Here is a 15,999-nt window from a genome sequence, read left to right on the forward strand (position 1 = left end):
CCAGCGAGAATTTTTCAGCAGGCTGATAGGGTCGCGTTTCAACCGCCAGGCGTCTCCTTGCGCTCCGCCACTTCGGCGGCCAGGCTTTCCAGGTCGTAGTCTCCCGACAGAAAGGCCCGGGCCAGGCGGTCCGGCATGTCATCGTCCACCATCACCGCGTCCAGCAAGCGGCTGAAGCCCAGAAAGCGGCCCAACATCTCCATCTTGGCGCGTACGGTCTCGCGCGAACCTTCGCTCAGCACGGCGGTGACCATGTCCTTCTGACGCGTGGTGAAAAATTCCTCCTCGCCGAGCACGCTCTCCACGAACCTGGCCCGGCGCTCGCGCTGCACGGCCGTGGTTCCTCCCCCCTTGAACCGGAAGCGGATGGAGTTTTCCCTGGGATTGGCCCCGCACACCGCGTCCACCATGGCGAAATGGTAATCCACACGGGCGTTCAAGTTCAGGTAGTCCCTGGAGGCCAGGGCGTAGTTGGGATTGCCCACGGGGCGTTCGCCGCGCCCGTCCAACATGGCGCGCGACATGAGCCCGGAGACCCCAAGCACCGGCGGGGGCTTGCCCCAACGCAACCCCGGCGTGCGCATCCCCCGGCACAGGGCGGCCAGGGGCTCGCAGAGAATGTCCCCGGCCCCGGCCTGGCCGCGATGACCGGGAACCAGGGCCCCGCCCAGGTCGATGATGAGAAACGACAACCCCGACTCGTCCTCGATGCGTCGAACCAGGGAAAAACTCTCCTCCGCGATGGCGTCCCCGGCTTCGAACAGGGCGATGACCGCCTTTTCGTGGATGAAGCGCACCATGTCGTGCAGGCTTTTGCACTCCAGGATGGAAAACGTGGGCCCGTAGGCGTCGGTGAGGTTGAGCGGCAACACCAGGTCGCGCAAGGCCTTGCCTTCCCCGCCGGCCTTCAGCACCCGGCGTGGCGCGGCCGGGGCGTCGCGCCAAACCAGGGGATCGGCGGTGAGCATCATGCCCCGGTCGCCGTCCACCAGCACCCAGCGGCCGATCTCCACCACCGTGGTGGCCGTGCCCAGGCCGGTGACCATGGGCAGGCCCTGTTCCCGCGACAGGGCGGCCAGATGGTCCAGAGGGTTGCCCATGTCCACCACGATGGCCGCCACTTCCGACACCAGAGAGGCCGCCTCCACCAGGCTTTGATGCAAGGCGAGCACCACCGGCTTTTCGGCCTTGGCCGCCGCGTCCAGATCCCTGCGCGAGCGGGCCGCGAACAGGCGGCCGGCGGCGCGCCCGGGGGAGGCCCCCACTCCGCCCTGCAACAGCACCTCTCCGGGCAGACGCACGTCTTCCGCGCCGGGGCGTCCGGGTCTGGACGACCCTCCCAGTCTGGCCGGGCGCGATTGCAAGATCCAGACGCGACCCTGACGGTCTATGGCCCATTCGATGTCCCGCGGTCCGCCGGCCAGGGCTTCGGCCCGCAGGGCCAGGCCGCGCAGGGCGTCGATATCGGCCGGGGCAAGCAGGGGCGCGGTCCGCTCGTCGCCCGCCACCTCTTCCAGGCGCAGCCCACCGGCCTCGGCCTGCACTTCTCGCCGGGTTTTTTCCGCGATCTCGGCCGGCGTATTCTCGGCCGGCTCGCCGGCCATGTCGCGGGCCGGGCGGTACACATCGGCCGGAGAGCGGCCGGAAACGGCCTGGGTTCCAAGCCCCGGCACGGCCGTGACCAGCATGCGCCCGCTCTCGGGATTCATGGGATCGCGGGTGAAGAGCACCCCGGCGGTGCGGGCGTCCACCATCTTCTGGCAGAGCACGGCCATGTCCAGGGACTGGCCCCCCACCCCGGCCTGGGCGCGGTAGGCCATGGCCCGGTCGGAAAAGGCGCTGGCCAGCACCGTCTTGAAGGCCCGCAGCATGGCTTCCGGCGAGTCCACCCCGAGCACGCTGGCGTACTGGCCGGCAAAGGAATGTTCCGATCCGTCCTCGGAGGAGGCGGAACTGCGCACCGAAATCCGTGTCCCGTCCCCGCCTTCGGCCAGGCGCGCCCAGGCCTGACCCAATTGCCTGACGAACGCTTCCGGCGGCGTCGAGGCCTCGATCATGGCCTTGGCCTGGACGGACAGATCCCGCAGATCGGCCTCCGGCGAGGCGCTTTGACGCGAAATGGCCTGAAGCCGGTCCTCCAGCCGCGTCTGGCGCAGGTACTCCCGGCACGCGCGCCGGGTCAGGCACACGCCTTCCGGCACGGGCAGTCCGGCCCGGATCAGCCCGCCCAGGGGAAAGGCCTTGCCGCCCACCTGCTGGCGCATGTCCGGGGTGACCTCGGCCAGATCCAGCCAGACCCGGCGCGGGGAGAGCGAACGTTCGCCCAGGGCCTTTTCCAGTCTGGCTTCGAGCGAGGCGAGCTGGGGATACAGCGCCGGATAGGCGTTGTCGGTCAGGCGATTGAGGCCGTCGGCCAGTTCGAGCACGGTTTCGCAAAACGCGGCCACCGCCGCCGTCAGCCTCGTGGGTTCGTTCTCGCCCAGCAGACGGTCGATCTCGGCCATGGATTCCAAAGCGCGCTCGTTGTTGGCCAAAAGCACGCGAAAAACGTGGTAGCGGGCCTTGATCCAGCCCAGAGCGTACTCTTCGCGCCGTTTTTTACGTCCGCGCCAGCCTGCGACCCATTTTGAGACGATTCCCGAAATCACGCCACCTCCCGCGAAGAAGCGTCCAGCCCGCACGCCTCCAGGAACATTCGGGCGAAGCGTTTGGCCTCGTCCTCACTGACCAGCTCCACGTCGAGTTGCCTGCTAAAGGCCGAAAGCGCGCCCAGTGCGCCCAGCACCGCAAGGGCTTCTTCCCGCTCCATGAGCTTGCGCTTGCCCACCACCAGGTCTCCCTGGCGCGAGGCCAGAAAGCCCAGGCGTTCGAGCACCCCGAGGATAAGCACGGCCCTGCGCCTGCGTCGGTCCGTGTCCGCGAAACCGCCCGCGTAGCGGAAGTAGACAAAGGTGTGCTCGGGGCGGTCCGAAACCGCGGCGTCGATCACGCTGAAATGATACCCCAGACGCAAGGTGATGTTGGCGTAGTCCCTGGCGGCCAGCACCAAATTGGCCGCCCCGGAGCCGGAAGCCGCCTGGGAGGTGCGCCCCATGCCGGCGAAGATGTCGCCCAGTCGCAGCCGCGCCGGCCCCTGACGCTGCACGCTTTCCAGGGAAAGCCCCTCCAGGAAGGCCTTTAAGGGCAGACTGGTCACGTCCGAGGCGTCGATGTCGCCGGTTTGGACGTTTTCCTCCCCGGAAACGGACAATGCGCCGCCCAGGTCCACCACCGTGAACTCGAAGGGACCGCACCCGCGCAAACGGCGCGCCCCTCCGGTTTCCGCCCCCCGGGAGGCGTCCACGTCGAGCAGGAGATCCACGGACTTCTCGTGGGCGAAATGAATGATGTCGTGACAGGTGCGGCAGTTTTCCGGTCGAAAAGCGTCCGCCTGGGGGTCCACCAGATTGAGGGGCCGAATATGGCGCAGCAACCGGCGCAACACCTGGTATTCCGGGTCCGCGCCCGTGGCCTCGCCCAGCACCGCCGCCTGGCGCAAAAGGCTCTCCATCACACCCGGGTAGACGGCGGCGGCTTCGGCGTCCACCGTGACCAGGGCGCCGGGGGTCAGGGAGGCCGCGCCCGTCAGGCCGAACAGGGCCGGAACGCGGTTTTCCCGGGCCACGGTGGCCAAGTGGCTGGCCGGTCCGCCCACCTCGGCCAGAAGCGCCCCCAGCCGGGGCACGATGCGCGAGAGCGCCGGCGAGGCCGCCCGGGCCGCGCCCACGCTGCCCAAGGGAACGGACTCGGGCGTGGTGTCCTCGGTGAGAAGGACCACGGGGCCGGCCCCCACGCCGCCGCAGGCCATCTGCCCGCCCGAAAGCAGGGGACCGGGTTCGTCCGCAGACAAGGCGGCTCCTGGCGCCATCTTCTGGGGCCACTCGGGGAAAGCCGCCCGGGCCGGCTCCAGGCCGGTAATGGTCACTGCGCCGGAATCCGAAAGCGTCCACGAGAGAAGCCCCGGTCCGCCCATGGCCCGCTCCGTGGCCAAACCCAGCTCGGCAAGCAAAGACGATTTGTCCGGGGTGAGCCAGGCCGAACCGCGAAGCGACCAGCCGCGAAAGGGCTCCAGGGCCTTGCCACCCGGCAACGACGCGTCCAGGGGCTTGGCGGAAAGCCTGGTGCGCAGGGGGTCGTGGGGGGCGTTGCGCGAGATCCAAAATCTGTCCGCCAGTCCCGGATATTCCGGGGACTCGGCCACCATGAGCATGGCCGGGGGCAGGTTGGGGTCGTGGGCCAGGGTCTGCACCATGCCGATCACCGGACCGGCCACGTGGGGGCGCACGCATACGGCCAGCGGCGCGAAAGCGCCGTCCGCGGCGCCGGGAGTCCGGTCCGCGCCGGACAGGGCCATGGACAACACCGCATCGGCGGCCTGTTCGGGGGATTCGGCCAGGATCACGGACAGCACCCCCCAGTCTCCACCTTCACCGGCCCGGGAAAGGGTCAGCTCCAGCCTCCGGGGGCCGCCCAGACGGGTAAAAAGCGCGCGCACGCCCTCTTCCACTTCGTCCAGGGTCCGGTCCTTTTCCGGCCCGGCCAAACGGCGCATGCCCGTGGCCGTGACGCTGAACCCATCCGGGGCGGGCAACCCCATGCCCCGGCCGAGCACGGCCAGGCCGGCGCTTTCGAAACCCACCAGGGGCTGGGTCTCCCAGCCGATTTCGTCGAAAGGCAACACGCTGCGGTCCGACAGCGGTCCCATGCCGCCGGAGAGAATGTCTTCCAGCGAGTCCTTGACCGACAAAAACGCGTCGTACAGGGCCACGAAGCCTTCGCCGGACATGCCGTTCAGGTGGTAGACCGAAAGGTGCGTCAGGCGACAGACCTCGCGGACCGAGCTTTCCAGAAAGGCCTTGTCGAAGACGTATTCTCCGCCCAGGGCGCGCTCCATCTGGGCCATGCTCTCGAGCGCGCGGGTGTTGGCTTCCAGCAGACGCTTGAAGCTGCGAAACGAAAACCGCACCGAGCCCGGCCCCATGGCCTTGGCGTTGGTCTTGGGCCGCTTGCCGGAGGCCATGGCTAGGGGGCGGTAAGCCCCCGCTCCTTCTCGACGCGGCGGACGCAGTCCAAAATGTCCGCCAGTTTGAAGGGCTTGGCCACAAAGTCGAACACGCCCTTGCGGAAAGATTCCCGGGCCGTCTCCATGGTGGCGAAGCCGGTGATGACGATGACGTCGGTGTCGGGATGCAACTCCTTGACCTTGCCCAGGAAGGCCAGTCCGTCCAGGCCCTGCATCTTGAGGTCGGTGATGACCACGTCGAAACGGCGCTGGCGGACCCGCTCCAGGGCCTCGGCCGGCTTGGTGAAGGCTTCGGCCTCGTAGCCGGCCTTCTGGAAATAGGGTTTCAGGCGCTTGCAGACGATGGGTTCGTCGTCGAGCAGCAGAATGCTCGTGCGGCCCCTGACGGAAACGGCTCCAGACTCCGGGGCCGTGTCGTGCGCGGCGGCGGTCATGATTTTGTCCCCCTGGCTTCGGCGATGCGGTTCAGAAAGTCTTCAAGGTGGCGACGCCCGGCCTCGTCGGAATCGAGAACGGCGTCGAGCTGACGGGTGTAGCCGATCAGTCCGCCCAGCATGAACATCTTGTCCAGCATGGCCCGGGTGGGGTGCTTCTTGACCCGGCCCGTGACCATGTCTCCCTTGGTTTCCACCACGAAATCGAAATGTTCCAGAATGGCCGCCACCAGCCAGGCCCTGCGGGAGCGGCGGGAAAAGTCCGTCACTCCCCCCATGAACCGGAAATAGATGGCGTTGTCGTTGATCGAGCCGCCCAGGTAGGCGTCCACCACCGTGAAGTGGTAGCCCAGGCGCAGATGCAGGTTCAGGTACTCGCGCGAGACCACGGCCAGGTTGCGCCCCATGCGCGAGGGATGGGACTGGTCGGCGGACAACGTTCGAGTGACACTTGAAAGAAAGCTGCCCATGTCCACGGCCACGGGACGCGTCTCCCACATTCCGGTGGAATTCACGCCGTCCAGCAGAACCTTGAGCGGACGGCAGACAATGGCGTCTTCGGTGATTTCTTCGCCGCCGCCTGGCTCCAGGCCGTCCTCCACGTCGATGATCGTCAACCCCAGGGGCAGCTTGGAGTCCAGCTTGCGCGGGGAGCGCCCCCCCACTTCGCGGTCCGACTCGGACAGCGAGATGAGCTTGTCCACGGCCCGCTGGTGCACGTAGCGGGCGATGTCGTGGTAGGTCTTGCACGACTCGGGACGAAACGCGTCCGACTTGGGGTCGAGCAAGGTCAGGGGGCTTATGTGCTTGAGAACGCGCTTGAGGGTGCGGTACTCCCAGGACTCCTCGAACACGTCCTCCCGGGCCAGTTCGATCTGGCAGAGAAGCTCCACCGCGCCGTCGTAGACCACGCCGTGGTCGGCGTCCAAGGTGATCTCGCGTCCGTGGGTGAGGACCTTGGTGGCGTTGCCCGCCCCCACCAGCGTGGGCACGCGCAGTTCCCGGGCTATGGTGGCCATGTGCCCGGTGGCCGAGCCCACGTCGGTGATGATGCCGCGCAGCCTGGGCATGAGCTTGGCGAAACGCGGCGACGAATGCCTGGCCACCAGAATGGCCCCATAGGGCACGTCGGAAAGATCGGCCCCCTCGCCCACCAGGTAGACCGGCCCCGACGACACCCCGCCCATGGCGCACACGCCCTTGCCCGTAAGCAGGGCCGTGGCGTCCCGGGCGGCCAGGGCCGCGCGTCCTTCCAGCGAACAGGCCCGGGGCCGGATGGAAAGCGGCCTGGCCTGGAGCACCACGATCTCGCCTTCCGGGGTGATGGCCCATTCCACGTCCAGGGGCCGCTTGAAGAATCGCTCCAGGGCCATGGACGTGCGAGCCAGGGCCGCCAGTTGGTCCTTGTCCAGGCAGGCGCGGGTCTGTTCGTCCTCCGGGACGGCCCGGGTCACCGTGCCGCCGTGGGAGTCCAGCTCCAGACGGGTGGTCTTGGACGCCACGTCGACGCTCAGGATTTCGTGGGGCGGGTCGCGGCGCAACAGGTAGGTGTCGGTCTCGGCCGTGCCGTCCACGATGGGCTTGCCCAGGCCCCAGGCCGCGCTGGCCACCATGACCTGATCCTCTTCGGGCAGGGGGGCGTAGGTGTAGAGGCCGCCGCTGATCCTGGCCTCGGCCATGAGCATGACGCCCACGGCCATGGCCGGCTCCTCTTCGCACTGTTGGCGATGCACCCGGTAGCGCAGAGCCTCCTCGGAAAACAGGCTGGCCAGGACCTGACGGTAGGCCGCCAGAATGTCGTCCGGCTCCACGCCCAGCACGGTCTCGTACATGCCCGCGAAGCTGGCCTCCCCATCCTCTCCCCAGGCGCTGGAACGCACGGCCAGGAGCTTGCGTCCGTCGCCGGAGAGCTTGCGGGACGCCTTTTCCACGGCCTTGGCCAGATTCTTGGGCAAGGGCAGTTCCAGCACGGCCTGGCGCAGGCGTTTGGAGGCTTCGGCGATGTCCTGGTCGTCGCCGTGGCACAGGCGACGCACGGTTTCGGCCGCCTGACGGCGCAGGCCGGCCTTTTCCATGGCCTCGAAATAGGCCCCCACCGTGATCACGAACCCCTCGGGCACACGAAAGCCCAGGATGTTGCGTATGTCGCCGATGCTGGCCATCTTGTTGCCGCCTTCGTCGGCCAGGTCGTAGGTAAGTTCCGACAGGGGCAGGATGTGGTCGGTGCGCGAAAGCGCCCGGCGACCGGCCAGCTCTTCCCGGATCTGATACTGTATGCGCTCGAACGCGGTGAACAGGGCCACGTTTTTGCGCTGACACAAAACGCTCAGGTCCGAGACGAGCTTGAAGAGCTGGTCGCCGAGGCGCTCGCAGGAATCGAGGATGTACTGCCGGTCGAAGACGTAGTCCCCGCCCAGCTTGTCGCCCATGTCTCCCATGAGTTCAAGGATGGCGTTGTTGCGCTCCAGGATGCTCTGGAACTTTTTGAAGAGCACCGAGAAGGGCACGGGCGGCTTGCCCTTGAGCGCCGCGAGGAGGTCCTTGAAGCCGGGAAGCGCCATGGGAGTTAGTGCGGCTCCTTGCTCTGGAAGATCATGCCGATGCCAAGACCCGCCAAAATGGCGATGATCGAGGCCAGCACACCGTACCAGGCACCGTGGTTGAAGGCCAGATTGGCCATGAGGGCGGGCACGCCCACCAGCTTCACGTCAAAGGGCCGTGCGGCCTTGCCCACGACCTGGCCGTCCTTCACGGCAATGACCTCGAGCGTGTACTGGCCGGACGACAGGCGCGACGGCAGGGGCAGGTCGGCGTGGAAGGAACGCGCTCCGTCCTTGGCTTCGGCCAGGGACACCGCGGCCTGGCTCTCGCGGTACAGGCCTTCGTGACGCTTGAGCAGCAGGAATTCCGAAACCAGGGCCGCGCGGTCCTTCGGCGCGGGCTCCACCACGAAATTCTTGGCCAGACCATCCAGGCCGAGGTCCGCGCCGGCGCCGCCCAACCCGGACACCGGGGACGAGGACTCCACCAGGCAGACCGTGGGCGCGCCGGAAAAGCTCAGGCTGTCCATGTTCATCCAAAGAAGTCCCAGGGCCTTGCCCTTGCGCTTCATGTGCACGGTCTTTTCGGCTCCGATGAAACGCATCACCACCTGGGAACCTTCGGGAACCTCGCCTTGAACCTTCACGGATGCGCCGTTGTAAAAGGCGTTGATGCTCAGTTCCGGGGGCGTGGCGCTGAAATCGACCCCCTCGGCCGTGGCCGTCTGGGCGGTCAGAAGCAACAGGGCGAGAAGAATGACGGCTCGCTTCATGACTAGTGGCCTCCCACATAGGCCAGCAGCACGTCCGGCCTGACGATAAGTTCGTAGAACATCTTGAACATTACGATAAGCACCAGCGAAGCCAGCAGAATCTTGAGCTGGTCGCCGTGCAGCTTCTTGCCGACCTTGGCGCCGATCTGCGCGCCCAGGGCCGAACCCACCAGCAGCAGCAGGGCCAGGACGAAATCCACGGTATGGTTGGAGATGGCCTGCATCACCGTGACGTTTATGCAGGTGAAGAGAATCTGGAACAGGCTGGTGCCCACCACCACGTGCATGGGCATGCGCAGCAGGTAGACCATGACCGGCACCATGATGAAGCCGCCGCCCACGCCCATGATGGCCGAAAGCACGCCCACCAGGCCGCCCAGGAAAAGGGGCAGGATCGGCGACATGCGAACGCCGGAGCGCTTGAAATCCATCTGCCAGGGCAGCGCGCCCACCATGCGGGCGAAGGCTCCGGGCTTGGCGGGCTTGTGCGCGCCTTCCTTGACCGGGGCCTTGGACTTTTTCATGGATTGCAGGCTTTCCACGAACATGTATCCGCCCACCAGACCCAGCATGAGGACGTACGTGACGTTGATCAGAAAGTCCGCGTTGCCCATCTGGCGCAGCATCTTGATGAGCACGACGCCCACCGACCCGCCCAGCACGCCGCCGACGAGCAGCAACACGCCCATCTTGACGTCCACGTTGCCCAGGCGCAAATGGGCCAAAGTGCCCGAGGTGGAGGCGCCCACGATCTGGTTGGAGTCGGAGGCCGCGGCCACCGTGGGCGGAATGCCCATCATGATGAGAAGCGGCGTCATGAGAAAACCGCCGCCCACGCCGAATATGCCCGAGAGCAGGCCCACCGCCCCGCCCAGGCCGAATACGGCCACGATGTTCACACTGTTGCCCGCGATGGGCAGGTAGAGTTCCATGGGTATGCTCATGTCCCGTCCTTTCCGGTCGATGCCGTGCCGTGTCCCGGACCCGCGTTTGGCCTGGCCGGACACCCGTTTGCCATTTTGTTTTTCAACACCCGATGCGATTGCCAACGGCTGGGCCTAAGCAAACACGGGGCCAAACCGGATTGCCACAATAACACACTGATATATTTTATTCTTTTTTATGAGACAGGGCGGACGGATCGGGCGACGTTCCACTTTGAAATAATTTTCGGCCAGACCTTGTGCCAAAATGAAACATGTTCTAGGAGAAAAGGACTTCAGGCCGGAGGTACGCGGCAATGACAGGCGGGAAAGGCTTCAAGGTGTTTTTCAACTCCATCAAGGGCAAGATCCTCACGCTCTTTCTGGTGGCGTTTCTGGCCGCCTGCGGCCTGACCACCCTCAACATGTGGACGCTGTCCGCCGTGCGCGAGCGCCTCAACCTCTCCGAGCGCTACGACGACCTGCTCAACGCCATTCTCGAAGCCAGGCGCTACGAAAAAAACCTGCTCATCTACCGCGATCCGCAGAACATGCGCGAAGGCATGCTCTACCTCGAACAGATCGACGCCGCCCTGGCCGGACTTGGCGACGACATCAGCCGGGTGACCAGTCCGCGCAACTACCAGGATTTTCGCCAGGCCCTGGGCCTTTACCGGCGGGAATTCGTCGCCCTGGCCCAGTCCGGTCAGCGCGATGAGGACGTGGCCCGCAGCACGGGCAAGCATCTGGTGGACATGGCTGAAAACCTCATCGCCACCAAACGCGAGCGCATCCACAAGACCATCTTCGAAGTGTCGCTCATGCCCCTGGCCTACCTGGGCATTTTTTTGGTTTTCATGCTTTTTCTCATCAAGGTCATCGCCAACAGCCTGCTTCGTCCCCTGAGCCTGATCGGCCGGATCACCGACCGGGTGGCCAAGGGCGACTTCAGCCCGGTGGACGGCGGCGGGCATCACATCGAGGAGGTGGCCGGCCTGCTCGACGCCCTGAACCGCATGGCCCTGGAGCTGACCGCCAACCAGGAAGACCTGCTCCAGGCGCGCAAGATCGCGGCCATCGGCACCCTCACCGCCGGGGTGGCCCACGAAATCAACAACCCGATCAACAACATCATGCTCTCGGCCGAAAGCCTGCTCGAAACCCACGGCGACACGCTCGACGAGGACGGCCGGGAAATCGCCACCGACATTCTGGCCCAGGCCGAACGCGCCGGCGAGATCGTGCGCAACCTGCTGGACTTTTCCCGCACGGAAAAGGCCAGCCTCAGCGCGCTGGCCCCGGACGTGGTGGTGATGAGCTCCCTGGCGCTGATCAAGAACCAGTTGCATGTCGCGGGGCTCTCCATGCACGTGGACGCCCCCCACGACCTGGACAAGATAGCCGGCAACCTGCGCCACCTGCAGCAGGTGTTCGTGAACCTGCTGCAAAACGCCATCCACGCCACGCCCCCGGGCGGAACCGTGGACGTGAGCGTCAAGGACGCCAGCGATTTCGTGTGCTTCCAGGTGCGCGACTCGGGAAAGGGCATCCCCGCCGACAACCTGCCCCACATCTTCGAGCCCTTTTTCACCACCAAGGACGTGGGCGAAGGCACGGGCCTGGGACTGGCGGTGACCTATTCCATCATCCAGCGCCACGGCGGGCGCGTCGAGGTGGAAAGCGAACCCGGCCAGGGCACCGCCTTCTACGTCTACCTGCCCAAGGCCCGCGCGGCCCTGTCCCCCCGTGCGGAGTCGGAAGATGCCCTGTAGGCTGGCGGTGGTGGACGACGAGGCCACGGCCCGCAAGCAGCTCTGCGCGGCCTTCGTGCGCCAGGGCTACGACGCCGTGGCCTTTGCGGACGCGGAGTCGTTTCTCAAGGAATGCGGAGCCAACCCCTTCGACGTGGCCCTTCTGGACCTGCGTCTGCCCGGCATGGGCGGCCTGGACACCCTGCGCCGGCTCAAGGCCGGCGGCGCGGAGACGGAAGTGATCCTCGTCACCGGATACGGCGGCATGGAGACGGCCATCGAGGCCATCAAGATGGGCGCGTTCCACTTCGTGACCAAGCCGGTCAAGCTGGCCGAGATACGCAATCTGGTGCGCGGGGCCTGCGACAAGGTGCGCATGGGCCGGGAAAACCGCCAGTTGCGCCAGGCCCTGCGCGACGGCTCGGGCCTGGAGTCCATGATCGGGGCCAGCCAAGCCATGCGCGACATCTTCGAGCTGGTGCGCAAGGTGGCCCCGGTGGACTGCAACGTGCTCATCCAGGGGGCCAGCGGCACGGGCAAGACCCTGGTGGCCCGGGCGATCCATCGCCTTTCCCCCCGGCGGGAAAAGCCGTTCGTGTCCTTCAACTGCGGCGGGTTCACCGAAGAACTCATCGCCAGCGAGCTTTTCGGCTACGAAAAAGGGGCCTTCACCGGAGCCAACGCCGCCAAGACCGGCCTCCTGGAGTCGGCGGACGGCGGCACGGTCTTTCTGGACGAAATAGGCGAAATGCCCGCCTCCATGCAGGTCAAGCTGCTCCACGTGCTCCAGGAGCGCCAGATCCGCCGGGTGGGCGGGGCCAAGCCCGTGGACCTGGACATCCGGGTCATCGCGGCCACCAACCGCGACCTGAAGCAGGAAACCGCCAAGGGGGCCTTTCGCGAAGATCTCTATTACCGCTTGAACGTGGTGAGCTTCCATCTGCCCAGCCTGGCCGAACGCAAGGACGACATCCCCCTGCTCATCGGGCACTTTCTGGACAAATACAGCCTGTTGTTCCACAAGACCGTGCGCACGGTCGATCCCCAGGCCCGCCAAGCCTTGATGCATCACGACTACCCTGGCAACGTGCGCGAGTTGGAAAACATCGTGGAACGGGCCGTGGCCCTGTGCGACTCCCAGACCCTCACCCCGGCGGACCTGCCCGCGGAACTGCGGGGGGGCGACCCCGCGCCCCGGGCCGAGCGGGAGCTCATGACCCTTGAAGAAATGGAGCGCGGACACATCGCCCGGGTGCTCGAAGTCACGGGCCGAAACAAGGGCATGGCCTCGCAGGTGCTGGGCATCCCCAGGACCACGTTGTGGAGAAAGCTCAAACAATTCAAGCTGGAATAACCTGAGTTCCAGATTGAAACATGCGGGTGATCGCGCCGCAAAGACAGGGGCGCCGATCCGGTTCGGGCCAAACCTGAGCGCCGCGCTTCTTTTCGCTTTGGATTGAACGCAAAACTGTGGCAGTTTGTTCGCGTACGGATATTGTGGTTCGTGATATCGAAAACCGCCATCCGATCCGGGATCGGTTCCGACCGGAAGTACGGAGGCAAAGCGACGGGTTGACCATGGCGGCAAACGGCAAGATCAAGGTGCTCATCGTCGACGACTCGGCCCTGGTGCGTCAGGCCCTGCAAAACGTTTTCAACTCCGATCCCCAGATCGTGGTCGTGGGCACGGCGGGCGACCCCTACCAGGCGGTCAAGGTCATCGAAAACGTCATTCCCGACGTCATCACCCTCGACATCGAGATGCCGCGCATGGACGGACTCACCTTCCTGCGCAAGCTCATGTCCCAACACCCCATTCCGGTGGTCATCTGCTCGACCCTGACCGAGTCGGGTTCGGAAACCACGCTCAAGGCCATGGAATTCGGCGCGGTGGACATCGTGCAAAAGCCCAAGCTGGGCACCAAGCAGTTCATCGAGGAATCGAGCATCCAGCTCTGCGACGCGGTCAAGGCCGCGGCCAAGGCCAGAATGCGCACCAAGATCACCCCGCCCATGCAGGTGGCGCCCAAGCTGTCGGCTGACGCCATGCTGCCCGGTCCCACGGGCAAGGCCATGTTCGGCACCACGGACAAGGTGGTGGTGGTCGGAGCCTCCACCGGCGGCACGGAAGCCCTGCGCGTGTTTCTCGAAGCCCTTCCCCAGGACTGCCCCGGCGTGGCCATCGTCCAGCATATGCCGGAAAATTTCACCGCCGCCTTCGCCAAGCGCCTGAACGGTTCGTGCCGGATCACGGTCAAGGAAGCCCGGGACAACGACAGCATCCTGCGCGGCCAAGCCCTCATCGCTCCGGGCAACCGGCACATGCTGCTCAAGCGCAGCGGCGCCCGCTACTACGTGGAAGTCAAGGACGGCCCGCTGGTGCGACGCCACCGGCCAAGCGTGGACGTGCTCTTTCGATCCGCCGCGCGCTACGCGGGCAAGAACGCCGTGGGCGTCATCATGACCGGCATGGGCGACGACGGCGCGGAAGGCATGAAGGAAATGAAAGAGACCGGGGCCTACACCATCGCCCAGGACGAAGCCAGTTGCGTGGTCTTCGGCATGCCCCACGAAGCCATCAAAAAGGGCGGGGTGGACCGGGTCATGACCCTGACCGCCATCGCGCCGGAAGTGGTGCGCGCCTGCGATTGACCTGTTTCATCCCGGCCGAAAAAAACGGCGCCCTTCCCCGGCCGCCCGCCAGGCGGCCGGTTTTTTCGCGTGGCGAGGGCGCCGCGGGGTGGTCGGCGCGCGGCGTCGCCTTGACAAACTAATACCGACCTACTAAATAGCAACCAACCAAAGTGGAACACCCTCATGGCGCGAGAACCTCGTGAAGTGATCGGCTTCAAAGTGGCCCTTTTGGGCCGTCTCTGGCGCACCCGTCTGGATGAGCGCCTGGCCCCCCTGGGTCTGACCCAGGCCAAATGGCTCATCCTGGTGCATCTTTCCAAGGCGCGCGGCGCACTGCCCCAGCGTGGCCTTTCCGAACGCATCGGCGTGGAAGGCCCCACCGTGGTGCGGGTGCTGGACGGGCTGGAACGATTGGGTCTTATCGAACGCCGCCCCCTGGAGGGCGACCGCAGGGCCAAGGCCGTACACCTCACCGACCAGGCCACCCCCCTGCTGGACGACATCATCGCCATAGCCGCCGAGGTTCGGTCCGAGATCCTGCACGGTCTTTCCGACCGGGAAATCGCGGACTGCGAGCGCACGGTGTCGACCATGCTGGGCAACCTGGGATTCACGATGCCCTGAGGACCGGCAACCCAATCCCTGACGCCGCCGGCGAGCCCCACCCCGGGAGCTTGCGCGGGAAAACCTCCGGCCTGGTCTTCGACAGACCTCCCGGACTTTCGCAAAGGAGCTTCCATGCCCGCCAGCGCGCCCCTCGGCACCGGCCGTCCCCGGTTTCTGCTTACGCCCACGCCCCGGATCAAGAAGCGCCTGCTCTACGCGGCCGCGGCCGTCGCGGTCCTGGGCGCGGGATTTTGGGGATATTCCCGCCTCTCGCACGTCACGGAAAACGACGCCCGGGTCATGGCGGACATGGTGACCCTGAGCAGCCGCGTGGACGGCTGGGTCCACAGCCGCCCGGTCACGGACGGGGACCGCGTGGCCCGAGGCGACGAAATCGCGGTCATCGACCAGCGCGAATCCGGTTTCCAGCTCGAAGAACTCAGGGCCAAGTCCCAATCGCTTCGCCTGGACGCCGAGCGGGTGAAGGCGCAAATCGACATTTCGCAATCCACCACCGAGGGAGCCGTGGAAGCGGCCAAGGCCCGACACGAGTCGGCCCTGGCCAACCTGCGCTCGGCCCAGGCCGAACTGGAACGCACGCGGCTCGACTTCGAACGCAACCAGCGCCTGATCAAGGGCGACATCATTTCGCGCCAGGCCTGGGACGTCACCCGCACCACCACCCGGCAGATCGAGGAAAAGCTCGCCCAGGCCAAGGCCCAGTTGTCCGAAGCCAAGGCCGGATTGTCCGACGCCCTGGCCAAGCGCGGCGAGGTGGAGGTGCTGAAAAAGGAATACGAACGCCTGGGGCGTGACCGTCAGCAGGTCGAGGCCCAGATTCGCCGGAAGGAGATCGACTTCCAGGACCGGGTGGTGAAAAGCCCCATCGACGGCGTGGTGGACCAGAAATTCGTCGAGCCCGGGGAATACGTCATCCCCGGCCAGCGGCTGGCCATTTTGCACGACCCCAAGGCGGTGTGGATCGAGGCCCACGTCAAGGAAACCAAGTTAGCCGACCTCAAGCCCGGACAACCCGTTTCCCTTTGCGTCGACGCCTACCCGGGCCGACGTTTCTCGGGGCGGGTGGAACGCATCGGCAACGCCACCACCAGCCAGTTCGCCCTGTTGCCCAGCCCCAATCCCTCGGGAAACTTCACCAAGATCACCCAACGCGTTCCCGTGCGCATCAGCGTCGACCAGCCCGAAGACAATCCCCTGCGCCCCGGCATGATGGTGGAGGTGGACATCGACGCCGGCGGCAAGGGCTAAACGCGGC

At 66.0% G+C, this 15,999-nt stretch carries 11 protein-coding genes; 5 read left to right on the forward strand and 6 right to left on the reverse strand.

Annotated features, from left to right (window positions below):
- Positions 1–38 precede the first annotated feature (38 nt).
- The 6 genes from ACYQ01_RS16680 to ACYQ01_RS16705 are packed head-to-tail and all read right to left on the reverse strand — an operon-like array spanning position 39 to position 9,753.
- On the reverse strand, positions 39–2,648 hold the full coding sequence (locus ACYQ01_RS16680) for a PEP/pyruvate-binding domain-containing protein (RefSeq protein ID WP_459934948.1): 2,610 nt from the start codon (positions 2,646–2,648) through the stop codon (positions 39–41).
- Positions 2,645–5,059, reverse strand: a complete 2,415-nt coding sequence (locus tag ACYQ01_RS16685; RefSeq protein WP_459934949.1) for a PEP-utilizing enzyme — start codon at positions 5,057–5,059, stop codon at positions 2,645–2,647. The genes ACYQ01_RS16680 and ACYQ01_RS16685 overlap by 4 nt, the downstream gene beginning before the upstream one ends.
- A 2-nt stretch (positions 5,060–5,061) precedes the next feature.
- Complete coding sequence (locus ACYQ01_RS16690; RefSeq protein WP_459934950.1) at positions 5,062–5,496, reverse strand: response regulator; 435 nt, start codon at positions 5,494–5,496, stop codon at positions 5,062–5,064.
- Positions 5,493–8,057, reverse strand: a complete 2,565-nt coding sequence (locus tag ACYQ01_RS16695) for a PEP/pyruvate-binding domain-containing protein (RefSeq protein WP_459934951.1) — start codon at positions 8,055–8,057, stop codon at positions 5,493–5,495. The genes ACYQ01_RS16690 and ACYQ01_RS16695 overlap by 4 nt, the downstream gene beginning before the upstream one ends.
- A gap of 5 nt (positions 8,058–8,062) precedes the next feature.
- Positions 8,063–8,809: a TIGR02186 family protein gene (locus ACYQ01_RS16700; RefSeq protein ID WP_459934952.1), complete on the reverse strand. Its 747-nt coding sequence runs from the start codon at positions 8,807–8,809 to the stop codon at positions 8,063–8,065.
- Positions 8,810–8,811: 2 nt separating this feature from the next.
- Positions 8,812–9,753 carry a sulfite exporter TauE/SafE family protein gene (locus tag ACYQ01_RS16705; RefSeq protein ID WP_459934953.1) on the reverse strand — a complete coding sequence of 314 codons (942 nt, stop codon included), beginning with the start codon at positions 9,751–9,753 and terminating at the stop codon, positions 8,812–8,814.
- Between the two features lie 296 nt (positions 9,754–10,049).
- On the opposite strand from ACYQ01_RS16705, the gene ACYQ01_RS16710 reads away from it, so the two are divergent.
- The 5 genes from ACYQ01_RS16710 to ACYQ01_RS16730 all read left to right on the forward strand — a co-directional run bounded on the left by ACYQ01_RS16710 (position 10,050) and on the right by ACYQ01_RS16730 (position 15,992).
- Complete coding sequence (locus ACYQ01_RS16710; RefSeq protein WP_459934954.1) at positions 10,050–11,504, forward strand: sensor histidine kinase; 1,455 nt, start codon at positions 10,050–10,052, stop codon at positions 11,502–11,504.
- Positions 11,494–12,837, forward strand: coding sequence for a sigma-54-dependent transcriptional regulator (locus tag ACYQ01_RS16715; protein WP_459934955.1), 1,344 nt, complete (start codon positions 11,494–11,496; stop codon positions 12,835–12,837). The genes ACYQ01_RS16710 and ACYQ01_RS16715 overlap by 11 nt, the downstream gene beginning before the upstream one ends.
- Positions 12,838–13,061: 224 nt before the next feature.
- Complete coding sequence (locus ACYQ01_RS16720; protein WP_459935443.1) at positions 13,062–14,135, forward strand: protein-glutamate methylesterase/protein-glutamine glutaminase; 1,074 nt, start codon at positions 13,062–13,064, stop codon at positions 14,133–14,135.
- A gap of 165 nt (positions 14,136–14,300) precedes the next feature.
- Entirely contained in the window at positions 14,301–14,741 is a 441-nt protein-coding gene (locus ACYQ01_RS16725; protein WP_459934956.1) for a MarR family transcriptional regulator, read from the forward strand.
- Between the two features lie 114 nt (positions 14,742–14,855).
- On the forward strand, positions 14,856–15,992 hold the full coding sequence (locus tag ACYQ01_RS16730; RefSeq protein ID WP_459934957.1) for an HlyD family secretion protein: 1,137 nt from the start codon (positions 14,856–14,858) through the stop codon (positions 15,990–15,992).
- The last annotated feature ends 7 nt before the right edge of the window (positions 15,993–15,999 follow it).

Source organism: Fundidesulfovibrio butyratiphilus (assembly GCF_054657235.1).